General features: G+C 63.2%; 22 protein-coding genes, 1 tRNA gene and 1 pseudogene. 6 read left to right on the forward strand and 18 right to left on the reverse strand.

From position 1 onward, the window contains the following. Positions 1–38: 38 nt before the first annotated feature. The 12 genes and pseudogenes from D6C00_RS15710 to D6C00_RS04645 form a co-directional block, all read right to left on the reverse strand. A complete protein-coding gene (locus D6C00_RS15710; protein WP_399360151.1) occupies positions 39–410 on the reverse strand; it encodes an efflux RND transporter periplasmic adaptor subunit in 372 nt (123 codons plus the stop codon). Positions 411–505: 95 nt separating this feature from the next. Then, positions 506–1,225, reverse strand: a pseudogene (locus D6C00_RS04605) (efflux RND transporter periplasmic adaptor subunit); the annotation flags it as partial. 228 nt (positions 1,226–1,453) lie between these two features. After that, a complete protein-coding gene (locus tag D6C00_RS04610; RefSeq protein WP_125180515.1) occupies positions 1,454–3,046 on the reverse strand; it encodes a sigma 54-interacting transcriptional regulator in 1,593 nt (530 codons plus the stop codon). A 98-nt stretch (positions 3,047–3,144) separates the two neighbouring features. Next, positions 3,145–3,366, reverse strand: coding sequence for an FmdB family zinc ribbon protein (locus D6C00_RS16705; protein ID WP_125180516.1), 222 nt, complete (start codon positions 3,364–3,366; stop codon positions 3,145–3,147). Positions 3,367–3,398: 32 nt separating this feature from the next. Continuing rightward, entirely contained in the window at positions 3,399–4,052 is a 654-nt protein-coding gene (locus tag D6C00_RS04620; RefSeq protein WP_125180517.1) for a beta-class carbonic anhydrase, read from the reverse strand. Positions 4,053–4,320: 268 nt separating this feature from the next. After that, a complete protein-coding gene (locus tag D6C00_RS15420; protein WP_158675288.1) occupies positions 4,321–4,716 on the reverse strand; it encodes a hypothetical protein in 396 nt (131 codons plus the stop codon). Further along, on the reverse strand, positions 4,661–5,257 hold the full coding sequence (locus D6C00_RS04625; RefSeq protein WP_158675289.1) for an alginate export family protein: 597 nt from the start codon (positions 5,255–5,257) through the stop codon (positions 4,661–4,663). Before D6C00_RS04625 ends, D6C00_RS15420 begins: the two co-directional genes overlap by 56 nt. Continuing rightward, a complete protein-coding gene (locus D6C00_RS15425) occupies positions 5,154–5,537 on the reverse strand; it encodes a hypothetical protein (protein WP_158675290.1) in 384 nt (127 codons plus the stop codon). Before D6C00_RS15425 ends, D6C00_RS04625 begins: the two co-directional genes overlap by 104 nt. Positions 5,538–5,724: 187 nt before the next feature. Next, the gene (cynS, locus tag D6C00_RS04630) at positions 5,725–6,165 is read right to left on the reverse strand and encodes a cyanase (protein WP_125180519.1); all 441 of its coding nucleotides are present in this window, start codon (positions 6,163–6,165) and stop codon (positions 5,725–5,727) included. Between the two features lie 43 nt (positions 6,166–6,208). After that, the gene (locus D6C00_RS04635; protein ID WP_125180520.1) at positions 6,209–7,114 is read right to left on the reverse strand and encodes an ABC transporter ATP-binding protein; all 906 of its coding nucleotides are present in this window, start codon (positions 7,112–7,114) and stop codon (positions 6,209–6,211) included. Positions 7,115–7,124: 10 nt separating this feature from the next. Beyond that, entirely contained in the window at positions 7,125–7,478 is a 354-nt protein-coding gene (locus D6C00_RS15985) for a hypothetical protein (RefSeq protein WP_317623007.1), read from the reverse strand. Between the two features lie 918 nt (positions 7,479–8,396). Next, complete coding sequence (locus D6C00_RS04645; RefSeq protein ID WP_241546797.1) at positions 8,397–9,479, reverse strand: CmpA/NrtA family ABC transporter substrate-binding protein; 1,083 nt, start codon at positions 9,477–9,479, stop codon at positions 8,397–8,399. A 326-nt stretch (positions 9,480–9,805) separates the two neighbouring features. On the opposite strand from D6C00_RS04645, the gene D6C00_RS04650 reads away from it, so the two are divergent. From D6C00_RS04650 to D6C00_RS04675, 6 genes are all read left to right on the forward strand, one after another. After that, complete coding sequence (locus D6C00_RS04650) at positions 9,806–11,692, forward strand: sigma 54-interacting transcriptional regulator (protein WP_125180521.1); 1,887 nt, start codon at positions 9,806–9,808, stop codon at positions 11,690–11,692. A gap of 81 nt (positions 11,693–11,773) precedes the next feature. Then, positions 11,774–12,379: a CIA30 family protein gene (locus D6C00_RS04655; protein WP_241546798.1), complete on the forward strand. Its 606-nt coding sequence runs from the start codon at positions 11,774–11,776 to the stop codon at positions 12,377–12,379. A gap of 180 nt (positions 12,380–12,559) precedes the next feature. Next, entirely contained in the window at positions 12,560–13,066 is a 507-nt protein-coding gene (locus tag D6C00_RS04660) for a ferritin family protein (protein ID WP_158675291.1), read from the forward strand. Between the two features lie 124 nt (positions 13,067–13,190). Further along, a complete protein-coding gene (locus D6C00_RS04665; RefSeq protein ID WP_125180523.1) occupies positions 13,191–13,823 on the forward strand; it encodes a SatD family protein in 633 nt (210 codons plus the stop codon). A gap of 24 nt (positions 13,824–13,847) precedes the next feature. Then, positions 13,848–14,597, forward strand: a complete 750-nt coding sequence (locus D6C00_RS04670) for a hypothetical protein (protein ID WP_125180524.1) — start codon at positions 13,848–13,850, stop codon at positions 14,595–14,597. A gap of 212 nt (positions 14,598–14,809) precedes the next feature. Next, the gene (locus D6C00_RS04675) at positions 14,810–15,142 is read left to right on the forward strand and encodes a YegP family protein (RefSeq protein ID WP_125180525.1); all 333 of its coding nucleotides are present in this window, start codon (positions 14,810–14,812) and stop codon (positions 15,140–15,142) included. Positions 15,143–15,233: 91 nt separating this feature from the next. Here D6C00_RS04675 and D6C00_RS04680 read toward each other — a convergent pair. From D6C00_RS04680 to D6C00_RS04700, 6 genes are all read right to left on the reverse strand, one after another. Next, positions 15,234–15,309, reverse strand: a tRNA-Thr gene (locus tag D6C00_RS04680). 134 nt (positions 15,310–15,443) lie between these two features. Further along, complete coding sequence (gene asnB, locus D6C00_RS04685; protein ID WP_125180526.1) at positions 15,444–17,468, reverse strand: asparagine synthase (glutamine-hydrolyzing); 2,025 nt, start codon at positions 17,466–17,468, stop codon at positions 15,444–15,446. Between the two features lie 147 nt (positions 17,469–17,615). After that, the gene (locus D6C00_RS04690; protein WP_241546902.1) at positions 17,616–18,692 is read right to left on the reverse strand and encodes an aspartate/ornithine carbamoyltransferase family protein; all 1,077 of its coding nucleotides are present in this window, start codon (positions 18,690–18,692) and stop codon (positions 17,616–17,618) included. Next, the gene (locus D6C00_RS16310) at positions 18,686–18,808 is read right to left on the reverse strand and encodes a hypothetical protein (RefSeq protein WP_255416756.1); all 123 of its coding nucleotides are present in this window, start codon (positions 18,806–18,808) and stop codon (positions 18,686–18,688) included. Before D6C00_RS16310 ends, D6C00_RS04690 begins: the two co-directional genes overlap by 7 nt. Next, positions 18,805–20,253, reverse strand: a complete 1,449-nt coding sequence (locus tag D6C00_RS04695; RefSeq protein WP_125180527.1) for a sodium:solute symporter family protein — start codon at positions 20,251–20,253, stop codon at positions 18,805–18,807. The genes D6C00_RS16310 and D6C00_RS04695 overlap by 4 nt, the downstream gene beginning before the upstream one ends. Then, positions 20,250–20,990, reverse strand: coding sequence for a cysteine hydrolase family protein (locus tag D6C00_RS04700; RefSeq protein ID WP_125180528.1), 741 nt, complete (start codon positions 20,988–20,990; stop codon positions 20,250–20,252). The genes D6C00_RS04695 and D6C00_RS04700 overlap by 4 nt, the downstream gene beginning before the upstream one ends. Positions 20,991–21,154: the final 164 nt, after the last annotated feature.

The following is a 21,154-nucleotide window of genomic DNA, read 5'->3' on the forward strand; positions in this document are numbered from 1 at the left end:
CGAGAAGGGGACAATAGACGCAAGACAGGACACTGGATTCACTGGGTGGACACTCCGCTGGCGTCAGCGATGCGGATGGCCGCGCCGTCCTTGAGCAGCTGCTGACCCAGCACCACCACCCGGCCATCCGGCTGCAGGCCGCTGACCTGGACCCGATCGCCCTCGCGGATACCCGCCTCGACCGCTTGCCAGCTCACCGCCTGGCCGTCATCCGTGACCCGGAACACCCCGTCGCGGCCATCGCGGCTGACTAGGGCCGCCGCCGGCACGATCACGGTCTCCTCGACCCGTTCCAGCACCAGATCGATGCGCGCGAACATTCCGGGCTTGAGCCGGCGCCCGGGGTTGTCCACCCGCAGCTCCACCCGCGCCTGACGGGCGCTGGCCTGGAACACGGGCGCGATGCGCACGATCTCGCCGCTGAAGGTTTCGCCGGGCCAGGCATCGGTACGCGCACGCTCGGCCTGCTGCCGGCCCGCAGCCGGGCATAGTCGCCTTCGGTGACATGAAACACCGCAATCAGCGGATCCAGTTCCACGATGCGCAACAGCGGCTCGTTGGCGGCCACGGTCCCGCCCTCGTCCAGATAACGCTCGGCCACCTGGCGCGTCTCGCTGCCGCCGCTCCAGTCGGCCCGCACCGAGGTATAGCCCAGCCGGATACGCGCCATTTCCAGCGCCGCCTCCGCCCGGTTGGCCTGGGCCCGGCTGACCTCCACCTGAGCCTGGCGGGTCTGCTGCTCGGCCCGGGCCACGTCCAGCTCCGATTCCGACCCGATACCGCGCTGGCGCAGCTGTTCCAGGCGCTTCAACTCACGCTCGGCCAGCGCCAGCTGGCTGCGGGCCTCGGCCTGGTTGGCCCGCGCCACCGCCAGCTCGGCTTCGGCCTGGGCCACTTCCTGCAGTTGTTCGGCCGCGTCCAGGCGCGCCACCACCTGGCCGCGGGTGATGGTGTCTGCGAGTTTCACGCCGATATCCTCGATGCGACCCTCGATCTTGGGCGCCACAACGAACTCGGCGTTGGCGTCCAGACTGCCGGTGAAGGTCCGGCGCAGGGCGATCGGCCCGGTTTCGATCGCGGCCACCTCGACCGGCACCGGCCCCTGTTCCCCGCGCCCGCCCGCAGCGGTCTCGCTGTCCTGCAGCAGGCGCTGGGCCAGCGCCCACGCCAGCCAGGCCGCAGTCAGCAGTACCAGAAGCAGGAATATCCAGCGTTTCAGGGACATGGGTTCAGATTTCGGACGACAGGGAAAGACAATCAAACAGGGCGCACTGCATCGCCAAGTGCATGAAAATCATGATGAACAGGATTCCAGGGTTCGCAATGACTGACTCACGATGGAATGACGTTACCATCCTTGGGGGTCATGCACCATAGACCGGCGGATTCCCGACAGGTTCAGCCGCAGGGAAGTCGATTGCAGGATGAGATTAGAGGGGAAAGGAAGTCGGGGTCAGTCAGGCACACGAAATTTTGCGGCGCTGATGCCCAGTTCCTTGAGTCTCATATGGACGGCACGCGGCGTCACATCCATGGCTCGCGCCACTGCAGTCACATTGCCATTGTATCGTTTCAACGCATAGACAATGAACTCAGACTCAGCCTGCTGTACTGCCCGCTGCCGCACTTTTTTCAAACTGTCCATGCTGTCGCGGGCGGCGGAAGGTGAGTCGGTGCCCGCCGCTTCCACCCGCTCGATAACTGATCCACGCGAGAACAGGAACGCACGTTCGAGCGCGTTCTCCAACTCGCGCAGATTGCCCGGCCAGTCATACTGAATGATTCTGGCCCAGGCGCTGTCATTCAGCGTCTTTGACGGCATGGCATGCTTTTCTGCCAACCTGGCTAGAAAATGATGCACCAGCGGCGGAATATCATCGATACGTTCACGCAACGGCGGCAGCCGGATCGGCACCACGTTCAGGCGATAGTACAGGTCGCGGCGAAAGCCCCCCTGTTCCACGGCACGGCCGAGGTCCTGATTGGAGGCAGCAATGATACGCACATCGGTATGCAGGGTATGCCGGCCACCGACACGCTCGAAGCGGCCGTCCTGAAGCACGCGCAGCAACCGCGCCTGGGCAGGAATGGGCAGACAGTCGATTTCGTCAAGAAACAGGGTTCCGCCATCGGCGCGTTCGAAATAGCCCTGATGCACGTTGTAGGCATCGGTGAACGCGCCCTTCTCATGTCCGAACAGGGTGCTCTCGACCAGATTTTCAGGGATGGCTCCGCAATTCACCGCCAGCAGTTCACGGTCGGAGCGCGGGCTCATGGCATGAATGGCACGCGCGATCACCTCCTTACCCACCCCGGTCTCTCCCGTGACCAGTACCGTTGCACAGGTAGGCGCGACAATCTCAACGGCTTCCAGTGCATTGCGCATGGCTGTGGACTCAGCCACCACCGATGGCGGCAGACGCGGCTGCTCGTCCTGACTCGCAGCCGACCTGGGACACCAGATCTCGCGCAGCCTGGTCTCAATCCGGGCGCGCACCTGCGCCGACTCGGAACAGGAGACGATGGTCTGTCCCTCGCAGCGATATTCCTCGCCCGGCTTGTTTTCAGCAACGTCTGGATCGATATAGACACAGACATCGCAGCAGTCATGATTGGTGGCGATGCGCTTGCGCAGTTCCACCTTGGCATAGCCGAAGTTGCGTGCGGCAATCCCGCCAAAGACACTGGCCGTCATGCGGCACAGCTCCGGTGCGGAGCGCACACTCTCACCGAAGGGACAGCGCGTATTCACGACCCTCACCATCCCCGGCTCGGATGAGGCGCGCGAGAAATTCCCGCCGATCTGGTTCTTGATGTTAATGATCACATCGGCATATTGTTCCGGTCCGATCGCCCCCTGGTAGCCGAGACCGGTACGCGCGCCACTCTCCAGGCAGTGGCTCGCTGCCAGCCCGACCTGCTCGATGTAGTGATGCATACCGTTCCCGGGAGCGGTGCAGCCCCGGGCCCCGATTTTCAGGCTCTGGGTAATAAAAGCCTGAAGAAACGACACCGGATTCAATGGCTTGGTGGAATTTCCCGACATACCTGCCTCCCGCGGCCGATCCGTGTCCCAGCAACTATAGTCCACCGGATCGCCCGGCGCCGGGGACGCGGCCGCATCCCCGGACCGCAGCGGTAGATTCAATGACAGCAGGGACAGCCGGGGCCGTGCCGGGACGGTTCAAGCGAACGGGCTGCCTGTTCCCGCCCCTGCGCCATGCGCCCGTGCACCGCAGGGGCGGACACGAAGATCCGATGCGCAACTCCGGCGCAGTGCGGACACAGCGGTGGTTGTGCAGCCACGGAATGGCGGCACTCGAACTGCAACCCACAGCGATCACAACAGTAGTCATAAAGGGGCATGAGCCATCTCCCTCATCGGTGCCAGTAGCGGATCAGCTCCAGCGTCCCGGCTGCTTGTCCTTGACGCCGAACTGGCTGGAGGTGACATCGGTGCGGGCGCGGGCCCCGGCGTCCTGGGTAGGTGCACGCAGGCGCCGGGTCTCCACCTCCCAGACCCAGCCGCTGACCGTGACCTCCTTCGGAATCAGGGGGTGGTTCCTGAATGCCTCCACCGTCTTCATGCAGGTCACGTCGACATCGTCCATCATGCCGATCCACTTGGCGAAGCCGCCCTTGTCAAGCTTGAGTTCGGGCAGGGTGGGATCGAGCTCCAGGTTGTCCGGGTCCACACCCTTGTCGCGCAATGCCGCCTCGAGATCCTTGGCGTTGGCGGACAGCATGCCGCACTGGGTGTGCTGGACAATGACAATCTCCCTGGTACCGAAGAAATTGCAGGTCAGCATCGCCGAGCGGATTGCATCCTCGGTTACAATACCTCCGGCATTGCGGAAGCAGTGTGCATCACCGCCGCCAACCGGAGTGTCGACCCGTATCCCCAGCGCCTCGTCCACGGGCAGACGTTCGTCCATGCAGGCAAGGACCCACAGGCGCCGGTTGTTCGGTCCGTCAGGGCCATAACGTCGACGTGTGGCCCAATGGTCAAACTGTTCCGTACGTTTGGTCAGTTCGTCCTTCAATGTAGTCATATTGCACTCCTTCATGTTGTCGATCGGAAACGCGACGGAAAATCCGGCCGCGTCCAGCAAACATGACGCACGCATCTTGCGTGCCAGCGGCGACAACGATATAAATCAATAAATTAAAGATTCTCAAAGAAGATGCAGAGAAGTCGATGGAATGATGCGCGAGGCATAATAATGAAGCCAGTCAGGCAGTTGTAACTCCTGGAACACATCTTCCCGGTGCGAAGTAATACTTCGCACCGGGAACGGACGGAGCCTCCACCGTCGCTGCCTAGAAACTGATCTGCCCCCAGACCCAGAACTTCTCGGTATCCACGGCAAAGCCGTCGGCGTCGTAGTCGGCGTACTTGATACCGGCGCTGTAGTGTTTGCCGAAGGATCTGGCGGCCAGCAGGTTGAGTTCGGTGCCGTAGTCGGCCCCACCCTGGTCGGCCTGGTAGTCGTGGTAGACCGCCAGCAGCTTCGTCCCCATGAGCATGCCGCCGACCTGGACATAGGTGTCCTGCAGCCCGGCGGCCGGCGTGTTGAGAAACACATCGGCCCAGCCGTTGAAGGCATGCTTGGTCGCCAGCGGAGTCTCGAAACCGCTGAAGTTGTCGCCGCCCAGCACCTCATAGCCGACCTTGCCCGTGATGCCGCCAGCCGTCGCGCCGAGGATGAAGTGCATGTAGTCGGCGTCGATGTTGCTGTTGCCGTCCTCGTAGTCGGACTGTTCGGCATATTCGGCGCGGTAGTAGCAGCTTGAAGCCGTCGAGACCGAGACTGCCGTCAAGATAGGCACCCAGGGTCTGACTGGAAGCCGCCCGCGCGGCGGCGCTGCCGTTGAAGGCCAGGAAATAGCCGTAGGCGCCCAGGTTGAATGCCTCGAAACCGCTGTAGCCGAGATTGATGATATGGTTGCTCATGGCCACGTCGGCGCCGAAGATGTTCTGGACATTGTCCATGTAGGCGTAATCGAAGGTGGTATCCGGCAGGGATCCGCTGGTCAGGCGCACGGCATCGTAGGTCTGTTCGCGCTGCCGCCAGCCGACATTGCCCACAAAACGCGCATTGTCCAGGATGATGCGCTGGCGGCCGAGCCTGATACCCGTCTCGGGCATGACGTCATAGCCCAGGTAAGCCTGGTTGACCTCGGTGCCGTCCGGATCGCCGATCACGGAATAGCCGGCCTTGCCGTTGCCGCCGGGGCCGCTGTTGAAGTCCTCCACCAGGGCCGGAGCTGTTCTCCATCTCCACATAGGCGTCGAAGCCCCGGAAGCTGCCGGTGTTGTAGCCCAGCCGGGTGCGCAGGGTCAGGCCGTCGGCGGAATCCAGAGCATTGTCCTGATCGACCTGTTCATAGCGCAGGCGCACATCAGCCTTGACCTTGCCGCCCGTGAGCGCTTCGGTGAAGGTGTCCGCCACCGCCGGCCCTGCCGCGCAGGCGGCCGCGACCAGTGAGGCGACAATGAAGCCGAACCCGCAATTACCGGAAATGTATGTCTGCATGCGTATTGTGCTCCGTTTGTCCTTGTGAATATTTGATTAATGCGTCATTGCGAGGAGCGAAGCGACGTGGCAATCTCCAACCGATTCATTCTGCCGTATGAGATTGCCACGCTGCGCTCGCAATGACGGGAGCAATCGAATTGCTCGAGTTACCTGTTTAAAATCGTCAGCCCGCTACTGAACCGGCTCACCAGCTCTTGTAGGGCAGGAACTTCCCGCTCATGGTCACCTTGACGCGGTCACCGGCCGGATTCTCCTCCTTGTCGATGTCCATGGAAAAATCGATCGCGCTCATGATGCCGTCGCCGAATTTCTCATGGATCAGCTCCTTGATGGTCTCGCCGTAGACGCCGACGATCTCGTACCAGCGGTAGATCACCGGATCGGTGGGAATGGCCTGGTCCCAGCGCTTGTGCGGATACTGCTGCAGGGCGGTTGATACCACTCCCGGCAGGCCGAGGACCTCGACCAGCTTGTCGGCTGTCTCGGCCTTGAGGCTGTTCATCCCCAGGCAGGCGGAGGTCAGGAACACCGGCGCCAGACCGACCTTTGCGGCCAGGTCCTCCCAGCCCATCCCCGACTTGCTCTTGGCCGTCATGATGGCCTCGGTCATTTCCAGCTTGTTCATCGGTTACTCCTGTTTGATTGCGTCATTGGGTGACAGACCGCGGCTAGATGGCGGCCTGACGACATGTAGTCCGATCGGTGTCCGCCGCCGGCTCGCGGGTCGGGTCCACCACACGCGGATACTTGCCGACCTGCGGCTCACTGCCGACGGCCGAACCGGACAGCTCTTTCGAGCGGTTCACCAGGGAAATCACCAGGTGATTGCGGATCCTGTAGTAGTCCGGGTGATGGATGATGTCGGTGCGCTGCCGGGGCCGCGGGATGGCGACCTGCACCGACTCGGCCACGCGGGCCTGCGGGCCGTTGGTCATCAGCAGGATGCGGTCGGCGAGCAGGATGGCCTCGTCCACGTCATGGGTGATCATGAACACGGTCTGGTGGGTCTCCTCCCAGATCCGGATAAGCTCCTCCTGGATCATGCCGCGGGTGAGCGCATCCAGCGCGCCGAAGGGCTCGTCCATCAGCAGCAGCTGCGGCTGGGTGGCGAAGGCGCGGGCGATGCTGACCCGCTGGCGCATGCCGCCGGACAGCTGCGAGGGCTTGCGCTGCTCCACCCCCTGGAGCCCGACCAGCTCGAGAAAGCGCAGGCTGTGTTCGATGACCTTGTCCCGGCTCCAGCGCGGCCAGCGCGCCTGCACCGCGAAGGTGATGTTGCGCAGGGTGCTGCGCCAGGGCAGCAGGCTGTAGTTCTGGAACACCACACCGCGCTCCAGGCTGGGGCCGGCGACCTCCTTGCCGTTCATCACCACCACGCCCTCGCTGGCCTGGTCCAGACCGGCGAGGATATTGAGGATGGTGGACTTGCCGCAGCCGGAGTGGCCGATGATGCAGACGAACTCCCCCTTGTCGATGCCGAAACTGGCGTTTTCGAACACGGTGAGCGCCTCACCCTTTCCGGGTGCGGGAAAACGTTTGGCGAGCCCCTCGACTTCGACGAAATGACTGGTCATGACTGAGCTCCTATTCCTGGTATTCGACGAGACGGTTGACACTGGCCAGCGCGGCATCGAGCAGCATGCCGACGATGCCGATCATCAGGATGGAGAAGATCACGCTGGTCAGATCGAGATTGTTCCACTCGTTCCACACGTAGTAGCCGATACCGGTGCCGCCCACGAGCATCTCGGCGGCCACGATCACCAGCCAGGCGATACCGATCGGAGACGCGCATGCGGTTGAGGGCTGGTTTCGGCGCGGCCCCGCGGGCAGGATCACCAGGAAGGCGGTCTTCAGGTGGCACGCTTCGTGGGTCCGAGCCCATGACCCAGTCCTGGGCGCACATGTCCACGCCGAAAGGCTGGTGTTGATCAGCATCCGGCAAGATGAACAGATGAACGATGAAGAAGATCGCCGAGGCCTCGTGGAGTCCTTTGATGATGAACAGCGCCAGCGGCATCCCGGCAGCGGACGAGATCGGGCTATGAGCACATGGATTGACAGGGAATGAGGCGCCGCCTGAATCAGCGGGCGAACATCACCACCAGGAACAACGATGGGCCCGTGCGACCAGCGGGCCATGAAGAAACCGTACACACGGTACAGCGAATAGCCCGAGCTGGATGCGATTGCACTTGTCGTGGGCCCGCCGTCGTAGAAGGTATTGCCAGTTACTCCAGCCGACAAGGCCGAACCCACGGCCGGAGGGCCTGGCGGGACGGCGCGCCTTCCTGCGAGGCGCCGCATCAGTATCTCGTACCGGTCAGCGCTGGGGTTCTGCCGGGCGGTGCATGAGCGCCTTCCCAGATCCCGAGCAACAGGCCAGCAGCACCAGCGAGACGACGCCGCACTCGAATGCAGTGGAATGGATCATCCGATTCTCCGGATGGCAAAGCTCTGTTGATGTATTTCCTCGGGCCGGGTCTGTAGTCGAACTCTTGCCCATGATGGTGTACTTCTCATAGGTCTTCGCGGCGGCTCGTAGCCCAGCTCCTTCATCACCTTCGCCGTCTCGCCGGCCGTGTAGACCTGTTCGGCGATCTGCCGGTAATTCACATCGTCCTCGTGTAGCCCAGCGCTTCATCTGGGTTCAGGATCCACCACCCATGGAATGCAAGGGGAACAGGGAAGGGGTCGAAGTTCGGATTGGCCGGTCGGGCACGTTTTGCCACCACGCCCGACCGTCGGCGCGATAAAGTCCGTCGTAATCTCTTCCGTCGTAACGGCCCCGTCATGAACCGTCGATCACCGGCACCGGCTGGTTGAGATGTCTCGGCGCGATGGCGGCGGCTATCTTCATTGCGGTTGTTCCGGATAGGCCGCCCGACCGAATAGTTGGGTGGCATCGATGATCGAGCGCAGCAGCGCGCCGTAGGTGTTGGGATGGGTCTCGGCGAACTCCTGCGAGCAGGCGAAGGCGCACAGGGGGTGGCCGTCCCAGATGTCCTTGGTCAGGGTGTGAATGAAGCCGACCTTCTCCCACACGGCACGCTGTTGGAAGGGGTCGGGGGAGAGATAGCCGTCCAGGTTGCCAGCGCGCAGGTTGGCGACCATCTCCGGCGGCGGCACCACCCGGATCTGGATGTCCTGATCGGGGTCCAGCCCGTGCTCGGCCACGTAGTAGCGCAGCAGGAAGTTGTGCATGGAATACTCGAACGGCACCCCGAACTTGAAGCCCTTCCACTGCTTCGGGTCGCGCTTGTCCTTGTGGTCCATGTGCAGCACGATGGCCTGGCCGTTGATGTTCTCCACCGCCGGCATGATGAAGGGCTTGGCGGTGGAACCGGCGCCCATGCTCATGGCCAGCGGCATGGGAGTGAGCATGTGGGCGGCGTCATATTCCATGGACAGCGACTTGTCCCGGGCCACCGCCCAGCCGGCGGTCTTGATCACATTCACGTCCAGGCCGTAGCGCTCATAGAAACCCATGGGGTGCGCCATGATGATGGGCGTGGCGCAGGTTATGGGCACGAAGCCCACGTCCAGTTTGGTCTTCTCCAGCTTGCCTGCGCCCATGGTCTCCTTGAGCGCGGCCTTGGCCGCCTCCATGGGAAACACCGAGCCGAGCAGCGCGGCGGCCGTGCCCGAGCCCAGCAGCCCCAGGAAGGAGCGCCGGCTCATCTCGCTGTGGCCGAACACCGACCGCACCACCGCGCTTTCGATGGCACGGTCCATGACCTCCTCTTCCGTAGCCAGCCTCTCGGACGCTGCAACCGAATCCGGGGCCGTAGCCGCGGCGCCCGCGCCCGCCGTAAGCGGCAGCTGCTCGCGGGTCTGCCGATCCCCGCCGGCAGCTGCGCACCGGCTGCAGTCGCAGCCGGCCTCATGTCTGAGACTCAGGTCCGGGTTGTAGGGATCGTTCAGGCTCTTGTAGGTCATGGGTCATATCTCCTGTATGTCACTTGACGGTGCCCCGGCTTGAACCGGCGCACCCCGTTGGTGCGTGCGTTCATTCCTCCGGCCCCGTTCCACCAGGGATGCGCAGGAATGAATGCATCTGACAGGAGACAGAGCATGTGCCGTGCCAGGTCAACGTGATTCGGATAACTGACTGAAATGATTACTTCACGTGCTCAGCCCGCAAACGCAACGGACAACGAGCTTTCGTAGTTCCACGAAACTTCGCAGTCGGCATCACGAAGCTTCGTAGTCCTGGCACTGTTCTTGAAACGGGGAAGTGAAAACCTGAAACCGGAACCTGAACCATGCCTGCAGAAACGGATACCCTGTTCAATCATCTGAATGAAGCCGCGCTGGTGATCGACCCCTGCGGTGACCGGCTGCTGCGCGCCAACCCGGAAGCGCACAGGCTGCTCGACTACCCGCAGGGCAAGCTGCCTGCCGTGCGCCCGAGCCGCCTGTTCATGCCGGACCTGGCCGAGATGATCGCCTTCACCCAGGCCGTCATGCACCGGGGCCAGGGCTGGAGCAACGAGCTGCATGCGCATAACCGTGCGGGCGAACTGGTGCGGCTGGAGATATCGGCCAGCCTGCAGCCGGAAGCGGAATCGCCTCTGATGATCTGCACCCTGCGGGATCACGACCGGCTGGAGAAGCTGCGGCGGCTGACCGAGGCCAACTCGCTGCATCGCGAGGGACTGGAACGCTGGAAGAGCATCGAGCTGGTGTTCAGCGAGTTCGAACGCCAGAACCAGCTCATCCTCAATGCCGCCGGCGAAGGCATCTACGGGGTGGACACCGAGGGCCGCACCACTTTCGCCAACCCCGCCGCCGAGCGCATGCTGGGCTGGCAGGCCGGGGATATGACCGGGCGCAACATCCACGCCCTGATCCATCACAGCCATGCCGATGGCGGCTGCTACCCGGCACACGAATGCCACATCTTCGCCGCCTTCCGCGACGGCAAGGTGCGTCACGTGGAGGACGAGGTGTTCTGGCGCAAGGACGGCCGGGCCATCCCGGTGGAGTACACCAGCACCCCCATCCTGGAGGAAGGCCGGATCGTCGGCGCGGTGGTGATCTTCCGTGACATCAGTGAACGCAAACAGGCCGAGGAACGGCTGCATGCCGCACTGGACCAGGTGCGCACACTCAAGCGCAGGCTGGAGCTGGAGAACGCCTACCTGCAGGAGGAATACCTGGCCGAGCACAACTACAAGGAGATCGTCGGCCGCAGCCCGGCCATCCACAAGGTGATCCGCCAGATCGAACTGGTCGCCCCCACCGACGCCGCGGTGCTGATCACGGGCGAGTCCGGCACCGGCAAGGAGCTGGTCGCCCGCGCCATTCACGACAGCAGCGACCGCCACGACCGCCCCATGATCCGGGTCAACTGCGCCTCCATCCCGCGCGAGCTGTTCGAGAGCGAGTTCTTCGGCCACATCAGAGGCGCCTTTACCGGCGCGATGAGCGACCGCGCCGGGCGCTTCGAACTGGCCGACGGTGGGACCCTGTTCCTGGACGAGGTGGGCGAGATCCCGCTGGAGCTGCAAGGCAAGCTGCTGCGGGTGCTGCAGGAGCAGCAGTTCGAGCGGGTGGGCGAGTCCGTCACCCGGCGGGTGGACGTGCGCATCATCGCCGCCACCAACCGCGATCTGCAGCGGGAGGTCGCGGAGAAACGCTTTCGCGAGGACCTCTACTTCCGGCTCAACGTCTTCCCTATCGAGTCCATCCCCCTGCGCCAGCGCAGCGAGGACATCCCGCTGCTCGCCGCCCACTTCCTGAAACTCGCCGGCCAGAAATTCGGCAAGCCGGAGGTGCAGCTCACCCACGGCGACATCGAACGGCTGCAGGCCTACCACTGGCCCGGCAACATCCGCGAGCTGATCAACGTGATCGAACGCGCCGTGATCCTGGCCCGCGACGGCCGCCTGCGGCTGGACATCCACACCAACGACGCGCCCGAACCTGGCGCCAGACCACCACAGCCCGGCGGAACCACCCGCATCCAGACCCGCGACGAGCTGCGCCGTCAGGAGCTGGACAACATCATCGTCGCCCTGCGCCACTGCAACGGCAAGGTCTTCGGCAAAGGCGGCGCGGCGGAGCTGCTGGAGGTCAAACCCACCACCCTGGCCTCGCGCATCAAGAACCTGGGCATCGAGCGCCACCGGTTCAGTGCCGGACAGTGACAATGATTCAATGATTTTACTTTATACGCTTTCCCCTGCTATTGTGCTCGATATGCAAATATCGAAGCCAATCACCGGATCATGACAACCTGGCAACGCATGCGCGCGGCAGCACTGGGAGCATTGATCCTGAGTTATGGAGCAGCCGGCAACGTGACCGCCGAACCACAGTCCATCGACGACCGCAGCAGCGATGACCTGACCTCCAGCCTGGGCACCCAGTGGCGCCTGGTCACCGATCAGGTCATGGGCGGGGTTTCCGATGGCAGCCTCACGCCCGACAGCTACCGCGGCAGACGCTGCCTGCGGCTGCAGGGCAGCGTCTCCACCGCCAACAACGGCGGCTTCGTGCAGATGGCGCTGCCACTGGCCGCGGACGGCAGCTTCGACGCCTCCGCCTACACCGGCATCGAACTGGAAGTGGCCGGGAACAGCGAGCGCTACAACCTGCACCTGCGCACCACCTCGCTCTGGCTGCCCTGGCAGTCCTATCGCGCGAGCTTCGAGGCAACGCCCGAGTGGACGACAGTCCGCATACCCTTCACCGAACTGGAGGCCTACAGAACCTCGCGTGCATTCCGCCAGGACAGACTCGAACGGATCGGTCTGGTGGCGATCGGACGGGATTTCCAGGCCAACCTGTGCCTGGCTGCTGTCAGGCTCTATCAAGCAGAGAGCACTGATTAGGGAACTTCTGATTACCCCTTTCCCGTCATTCCCGCGCAGGCGGGAATCCAGATGTTTCAGAGACATGGATGCCTGTCTGCGCGGGCATGACGAATAAATTCAGAGATTCCCTCGATCAGAGCATCACGGGATTGATCCCAGTCAATGCGGCCAGCCGGCCGGCAGATTCAGAATCGGCCTATGTGCGCCGAACCCCAGAACCCCACGCAGTCTCCGGCCCGGGACGCACTCGCACTGGGCATCGCCATCGAACGCCACAATGCCCGCTGCTTCGAGGAATGGGCCTGCCGCTTCCGTGCCTACGATCCCGCCGTGGCGGAATTCCTCGATGCCCTGGCGCGGGAGGAACATGAACACGAACACCAGCTGATCGGGCTGTATCACGAAACCTTCGGCAAGGCCGAACCGGTGCCGGAACAGGCCCCGCCCGAAGCCCTGCAGCAATACCTCCCCCGCTTCGCCGCCTTCGGCGAACACTTCCTGATCACCGAGGCCTGGGTCGCCTACAACCTGCTCGCCGCCGCGCTGGACATTGAGCGCTTCACCCGCAACTTCTACACCGAACTCCTGGAACAGACCAAGGACGCCGCCCAGGCCGACATCTATCGGCAGCTGGCCGCCTTCGAGGAAGAGCATGAACGGGCCTTCGAGGAACGGCTGGCAAAGCTGGAGCAACCGGCGGACTGAAAATGCTGCGGACAGAATCAACCTTAACAGTTTAATTATAATATATTAAACTATTTTAGTTGTATTTGACTTAATACAACCATTATGGTTTATTAAAGCAACAAGCAACCAGAAAGGTTGAGACGTGTCCTACCTTGTTCTGATCGGCGATCTGATTGCCTCGCGCGAGTCCACGCATCGTCAGGCTCTGCAGCACCGGCTCAAGGCCGTGCTGAAACGCCTGAACCAGCAGACACCCGCGCTCGCCTCGCCCTACACCCTCACGCTGGGCGACGAGTTCCAGGCCGTCTTCACACGGGCGGACACTGTCTTCGACGACATGGTACAGATCCTCGCGGCCCTGCATCCGGACCAGGCACGCTTCGCACTGGGGCTTGGGGAGATCACCACCGACCTCAACCCTGATCAGGCTCTGGGCATGGACGGGCCGGCCTTTTATCGCGCCCGTGACGGCATCGAAAAACTGAAGGACAGCGGCGACCTCTTCACCCTCGAGGGCCTGCCGGACACCTGGGCGGATCTGGCCGGGGGGACACTGAGCCTGCTCAGCAACCGCGTTGAGAAATGGGAAGCCAACCGTCTGGCGATCCTGCACGGTCTGCTGATGGACACACCGGTCAAGGACATCGCCCGCGAGCTGGGCATCAGCGAGCAGGCGGTCTACAAGAACATCAACAATGGCGGACTTAAGGCCGTGATGCAGGTCCTGTCGGCCCTGGCGCAACTGCTGAACGATTATCTTGACCAGAAAGCATAAAATCAAAAATCAGGAGATGAAGCCATGGACGTGCTGCTGTTTCTGAATGCCCTGCTGCTCAGCCGACTGGTCTACGTTTTCCAGGACCAGCCGCTGCGAACTCCCGGCCTGATTCTTCTCGGCATCATTCAGGCCATGCTCTGCCTCATCGTCTTCAGCTTCGGCTGGCCTGCCCTGTCACTGGCGATACTTTCCGTGTTGGTGCTGCTGCTCTCGGAACGCTGGCTCTCCGACAACTGGATGAACGAGACCCGCTTCCTGGGTTTTGTGGTTGTCCTGCTCGCTGCTGTTGTTCTACGGGACAGCCTAAGCCTGGCACCCTGGACGGAGTCGGTGCTCCTGCAATCCATGCATACCCTCGGCTTCGCAGCCGGCACGGTCAACCTGCCCGCCCCGGGCCTCTGGTTTGTCTTCGGTTTCCTGATAGTGGCGAACGAAACCAATCTACTGATCCGCAGCCTGTTCCATCGCTTTCACCTCGAGCCCCGCACTCCCGCGAACAATGCCGGGACCGATCAAGGCGGGCAGATCGATCAGCAGGAATACAACGCCGGCCGCGTGATCGGCATCCTCGAACGCTGGCTGATCTACAGCGTCCTGATGGTCAGTCAGAATTTCAATGTGATCGCCCTAATCATGGCCGCCAAGGGCTTTGCCCGCTTTCGCCAGATGGAAGAACGGGCCTTTGCCGAATACGTCCTGATCGGCACCCTCAGCTCCATCCTGCTCACCGTGCTGGTTGCACAAATCATCAGTGGCCTGAGCGGCGGCTGATCCCCATGGCCCGCGTCTGAGCCGCATTCAGCACCCACAAAATTCCAGGCGCCGCCCAGCTCTGGATTTAATTCCTACGTCCCCTTTTACTGACCTCTATCAAACAAATCGGCTCCAGATCACTGGCAACAGGCAAAGGCTGGTCTAAGCTTATGATCAGGCTATTTATTCAGGCATCTCATCACTGACACACACGCAGGGGGGGCGCAGCCATGTCGGTCAAATTTGAAATCTCGAAGGATGGCAAGGGGGAGTATCACTTCAAGCTGCTGAACAATGACGGCAAAACTCTGCTGCGCAGCGAGGGATACAACGCCAAATCCGGCTGTACCAACGGTATCGAATCCATACGCAAGAATGCCGGCAATGACAGCCACTATGAGGCAAAGACCGCTTCCGACGGCCGGGCCTATTTCAACCTGAAGGCGGCCAATGGCCAGGTCATCGGTACCAGCCCCATGTTTGCCGACGCCGCCGCTCGCGACGCCGCTGTCGCCGCCACCAGGAACGACGCGGCCGGAGCAGCTGTGGATGATAAAACCTGAGAATCCACCCCACACACCACGGCTGACAGGCATGTCGTGAGGCGGTTACAGACACAAAAAAGGCCACCGTGCAGGTGGCCTTTTTTGTGTCTGGTGCCGGAGAGAGGAATCGAACCCCCGACCTACTGATTACGAATCAGTTGCTCTACCGACTGAGCTACTCCGGCGACGGCGGCAAGTATAAAAGATGCCGGGGGCGGGGTCCATTTTGGTTTTCAGGGGGTTAGGTTCTCTATTCCCCCCTCACCCTGCCCTTTTATGCCCTATGGGTACTCCCGCCAGGGGAGAGGGAACAGCGGTGTCAGGCCGCCCAGCCGAGTTCCTTGGCCTTGGCGCGGGCCTGAGCCGGGACATCGGTCTGCACGAAATGCTTGTGCAGGACCTGGACACCGATCATGTGGTTGATGACGGCATCGAGCTGGACCTGGGTGGAGGCGCTGGTCTCGGGATTCTCGTGCTTCTCGAACAGGGCGCGCACGCCGGCCGGGTCGAGGATGCCGGCCTGTTCGATGGCCTCGTCGGAGAGATAGCGGTCGGCCAGGGCCTTCATCGCCGCCCATTTCTTCGGGTCGGTGTGGGCGGGCGGCGCCATGAAGGCGAACTTCTCGCGTTCGTACAGGACCTTGGGCAGCAGGCCGCGCATGGCCTCGCGCAGGACGTACTTCTCGGTGCGGCCGCGGATGCGCATGGTGACCGGCAGTCTGGCGGCATACTCGGCCAGGTGGTGATCCAGGAAGGGCGGGCGCGCCTCCATGGAATTGGCCATGTCCACGCGGTCGCCGCCCCAGGTCAGGATCTGGCCCTCAAGCATGGTCTTGATCCAGACGTACTGGGCCTTGTCCAGCGGGTGGCGGCCTTCCAGCATGTCGCCGTCCAGGGCCTCGGCGATGGCGGTGCCGGGGCGGTAGCCCTCCACCTCCTTGCGCAGGCTCGGGTGCAGCAGCGGCGCGACGTGCTCGGAGGCGGCCAGCCAGGGCTGCAGGCAGCTGGGGGTGAAGCCGACCAGCTTGTCCAGCGCCGGATCGTCGTACTCGTCCTCGGCCAGCATAGCGCCGCTGAACAGCTTGTTGGATTCGGCCAGCATCTGCTGCATGACGGCGCGCTCGGCCTCGGGCAGGGTGTCCAGGCCGTGGCGGAACAGGTCCATGCGGAAGGCCGGGTAGCCGCTGAACAGCTCGTCCGAGCCCTCGCCGGTGACCACCACCTTGTAGCCGGCCTGGTTCACGTGCCGGCTCATCAGCAGCTTGGCCACGCCCAGGGTGTTGTAGATGGTGCGCTCGGCGTGCCACAGGGTCTCTTCGAAGTTGTCGTAGAGGTGCCCGGCATTGAGCATCATGATGTCCTGGTCGGCGCCGACCGACTCGGCCATCTCGCGGGCGATGGCGGACTCGTCATAGTCGGCATCGTCGAAACCGATGGTGAAGGCCTTGACCGGCGACTGCTGGGTGGCGGCGGACATGCCGAGGATGGCGCAGGAGTCGATGCCGCCGGAGAGATAACAGGCCACCGGCACGTCGGCCTCCAGGCGCAGCTGCACCGCTTCCAGCAGCTCCCGACGCACGCCCTCGATGTATTCCGCTTCGTCGTAGTCGTCCTCGAGCTGCGGGCCGCGCTCCTCCATGGTGGGGAAGTCCATGTCCCAGTACTTGAAGTCGCGGATCTTGAACCTGCCGTGAGCACGCTCGACGATCACGGCATGACCTGGCTTGACCTGGTGGATGTTGTCGAAGGCGGTGCTGCCGGGAACGACGGTCTGCATCAGCTGGTGGTATACACCCCTGGCGTTGAAGCGGCGCTGCACATCGGGATGGGCGAACAGCACCTTGAGCTCGGAGCCGAACACGAACTGGCCGTTCTGCTCGGTCCAGTACAGCGGCTTCACCCCGAAGCGGTCGCGGATCAGGATCAGGCGGTCGCGCTCCTTGTCATACAGCGAGATGCCGAACTCGCCGCGCAGGTAAGGCAGCATGTCCTCCAGCCCCTTCTGCGGGTACAGGTGCAGGACCATCTCGGAGTCGCTCTTGGTGCGGAAGCGCGCGCCGCGCGAGGTCAGATCGGCACGGATGCGCTTGTAGTCGTACAGCTCGCCGTTCATGGCCAGCATCAGGTTGCCGTCCTCGGAGACGAAGGGCTGGCGGCCGCGGTTCTCGTCCAGGTCGATGATGGTCAGGCGCGCATGGCTGAAGCCCACGCCACGGTCCTGCATGACGTGATAGCCGAAGCCGTCGGGGCCGCGGTGGTACTGGATGGCGGCCATGGCCACCAGCTGGTCGGGGTCGATCTGTTTATCCGGATCGGCGTGCATGTAGCCGGCGATTCCACACATAGTCTTGCAACCTTCTGAATGAGTTAAATACCAGGAACCATACAAATGGTTAATCTCTTCATCCGTCATTCCGGCGCAGGCCGGAATCCATGGGCCGTGGCGGTTTCTGGATCCCGGCCTACGCCGGGATGACGTAATACAGGGACATCAGGTCGACAGATCCATCACCTGGTAGATGCGCTGGGTGATGGTGGTCAGCAGCGCCATGCGGATATAGACCGCGCCGCGCGCCTGGGCGAAATACCAGTTGTGCGGCGTGGCGTCCAGGTCGGTGGACAGCTCCTCGCCGCGCGCCAGCGGATGCAGGATGATCGAGCCGGGCTTGAGCGGGGAGCGGGCGGTGAGCGCCAGTTCCTCGCCTAGGCGCTCGAAGGTGTCTCCCACCCAGGCGATGGAGTTGATGTAGACCACGTCCAGCTCCGGCAGTTCGTTGTTGAGCCGGCGCGCCACCCGCAGTTTGAGCCCGGCCTGTTCCAGCTCCGCCTTCTGACCGTCGTCGAAGGGATCATCGGTATCGCAGATAATCACCACCTCGCTGATGGCCTGCGGGAACAGCGACAGGAACAGCAGCAGGCTGCGCACGGTACGCATGCGGCCGGGCACGCCGATGATGCCGATGCGGATCCTGTCGGCATCACTGACCTGCGCGTCCAGCAGGGCCGGCCGCCATTTGAAGATGGCATAGACATCGGCCAGGGCCTGGGTCGGGTGCTCGTCGATGCCGTTGCCGGCATTGATGATCGGGATGCGCAGGGATTCCAGCATCTCGTAGACGGCGGTGTCGCTGCTGTCGCGCAGTACCACCAGATCGCCGTAGTTGTTGAACATCTCGGCCACGTCGGCCAGCGACTCGCCCTTGGCGATGCCGGTGCTGGCCGGATCCGTGATGGACATGATGTCCCCGCCCAGGCGGTGCCAGGCCGATTCGAACGACAGCCGGGTGCGGGTGCTGGGCTCGTAGAAGGCGCTGATGAGGATCTTGCCGGCCAGCGGCGGCTGCATCAGGTGCGGCGTGGTCTCGTACATGGCGGCCATGCGGCACAACTGGGCCACGGTCCGGCGGTCGAACTGGCGGGCCGAGACCACATGCCGGTTGGCCAGTTCCACCAGCGGCTCGGGATCCTCCTCCACATGGTCGACCAGCGCCATGGGACGCTCGTTGCCGCGGGTACCGTCCTTGGGCTGGACCGGTTCGCGCAGCAGCGTTTCATACTCGTTCACCAGAGATTACCTCGCTTCCAGTCGCGGACCAGCATGACCAGCAGCGCCACCGGCGCGATGGCGGTGATCACCAGGGCGATACTGACCAGTATGGATAAAAAGCCTTCGGTTGCCATCATGCGGCACTCTCCTCGCCGGGATGGGCCTCGCACAGCGTATCCCAGTCATAGTCCCGCGGCCACAGCCAGGTGCTGACCAGCACGATGACCATGGACACGGCCGCGCCGGTCAGGGCGGCGACATAGAAACCGATCACATGATAGGCGATGATGCCGGCCAGGCTGCCCAGGGCCATCGCCAGCACCGCGCCGACGGGGTTGGTGCGGCGCCAGAACAGACCGGCGGCGATGGGCCAGATGGTGCTGGCCACGAAGGCCCCGGTGAAGTGCAGCACCTGCGCCAGGGTCCCGAGCTGCAGGGCGCTGACGATCCAGGTCAGTATGCCCAGCCCGAGAATGGTCCAGCGGGTGGCACTGCGCAACTCGCCCGGCGCAGCCTTCGGCCGCAGGTGACGGCGGTAGATGTCCTCCACCAGCAGGATGCTGGTCGCCGCCAGCAGCGAGTCCAGGCTGGAGGACAGGGCCGAGAACACCATGATCAGCACCAGCACCGCGCCGGTCACGCCCAGGATCTCGCTGGAGACCAGCGGGCCGACCATATCGGCGGCCGGCACGTTCACGTCCATGGCCGGTGCGGCCAGGGCAATGAAGCCGGCGACGATGGGGATGGGCGCCCAGAAGATGCCGGCGGTGAAATAGGCCTTGAAGCCGACATCCTCGCGAAAGGCGAAGGCGCGGCTCCACCAGACGTTGGAATGGAAGATCTCGCCCACACCGAACAGCAGGTTGTTGAACAGGAACATGATGGCGGCCGGCATCAGCAGGTTGAGCAGTTCGGGACGCTCGCGGGTCACACTTTCATGGATCTGGTCGAAGCCGATCTTGTCGATGGCGAGCACGGCGATGACCACCAGCCCGGTCAGGATCAGGATGGCCTGGATGAAGTCGGTGCCGATGACGGCGCGGAAGCCGCCCAGCAGGGTGTAGCCGACACAGATCACCAGGATCACCGACATGCCGTAGAGGTATTCGATGCCGGTGAGCGCATTGATCAGCTTGCCGCCGGCCATGCCCATGCTGACCAGCCAGCCCAGGCCGTACACCAGCGAGATCACCAGGAACACGTACCAGGCGGTGCGCCCGTAGCGCAGCCGCACGAAGTCGCCGCTGGTATAGCCGAAGGGCATCAGCCGGCGGATGCGCCGCGCCAGCGGCGCGAACAGCAGCAGGCCGACCGAGCCCAGCGAATAGCCGAGCATGCCCCACACGCCCATGCGGTAGGCCAGCTCGGGCGCGGTCATGGTGGTGTTGCTGGTCACCCAGGTGGCCATGGCCGTGGCCGTGCCGAGCGCGATACCCACCTTGCGCCCGGCCAGGACGTACTCGTCCAGCTCCTGCGCCTTGCGGCCCCAGAACCAGCCGAGAAAGACCCAGATCACACTGAAGATGGCCAGGATGGTCCAGCCGATGGTCGGGCTGAGAATGGCGCTGTTGACGCTGTTCATTCCGTCACCACCTCGCGGACCTCGTCGATGATCTCGTGCGTGGTCATCACGCGCGCATAGCGATCCTTCATGGTGGTGATGGTGGCCTGCTGCAGCTCCGGTGTGACCGTGGCGCAGGCATCGTCGACCAGGGTGACATAGAAGCCCAGGTCGCAGGCATCGCGGATGGCGGTGGAGACGCATTCGTTGCTGTAGACACCGACCACCACCAGGCCGGTGATGCCCAGGTTGCGCAGGATGTACTCGATGTTGGTGGAATTGAACACGCCGCTGGCGGTCTTGTTGATGACGATCTCGTCGCCGCGCGGCGCAACCGATTCGATGAACTCGGCCTCCTTGGAACCGGGCGCGGCATGCAGGCCCAGGCGCTTGTGGCCGGGGCCGCGGTCGCGCCCGTTCTGGGTCAGCGACTGGATGCGGGTGTGGATCACCTCCAGCCGGTTGTCGCGGAAGGCATCCTGCAGCCGGCGCACATTGGGCAGCACCACGTGCTCGAGCCGGTCGAAGTAGTACTCCTGGGCCTCGATCGGCACACCGGAGCGCTCGGCGTCGGCGAACACGCCGTGACCGCGGGCGGCATCCAGGTACTGCAGGTCGATGCACAACAGAGCGGTGTTGTGCCGCTCCAGGGATTTCTGCAGCGCCGGGACGTCGGTGATGGACTCGCGGTAGGTCTCCAGCAGCGGGTCGACGGCGGCGAATTGCTCGAGTTGTTCTTCCAGTTTCTTGTCTTCCATAGCGATTGCGCTTCTTCGGCGGTTATTCGGCGGCCGGATGCAGGTTGGGTCAGGTGTGTAGCACCGTAACCCAACATGCCGCAGACTGTCGGGTTACGCTACGCTAACCCGACCTACGTGCTCCACCGTCATTGCGAGCGCAGCGTGGCAATCTCGTACTAAAA

This window comes from Thiohalobacter thiocyanaticus, assembly GCF_003932505.1.
GTDB lineage: Bacteria > Pseudomonadota > Gammaproteobacteria > Thiohalobacterales > Thiohalobacteraceae > Thiohalobacter > Thiohalobacter thiocyanaticus.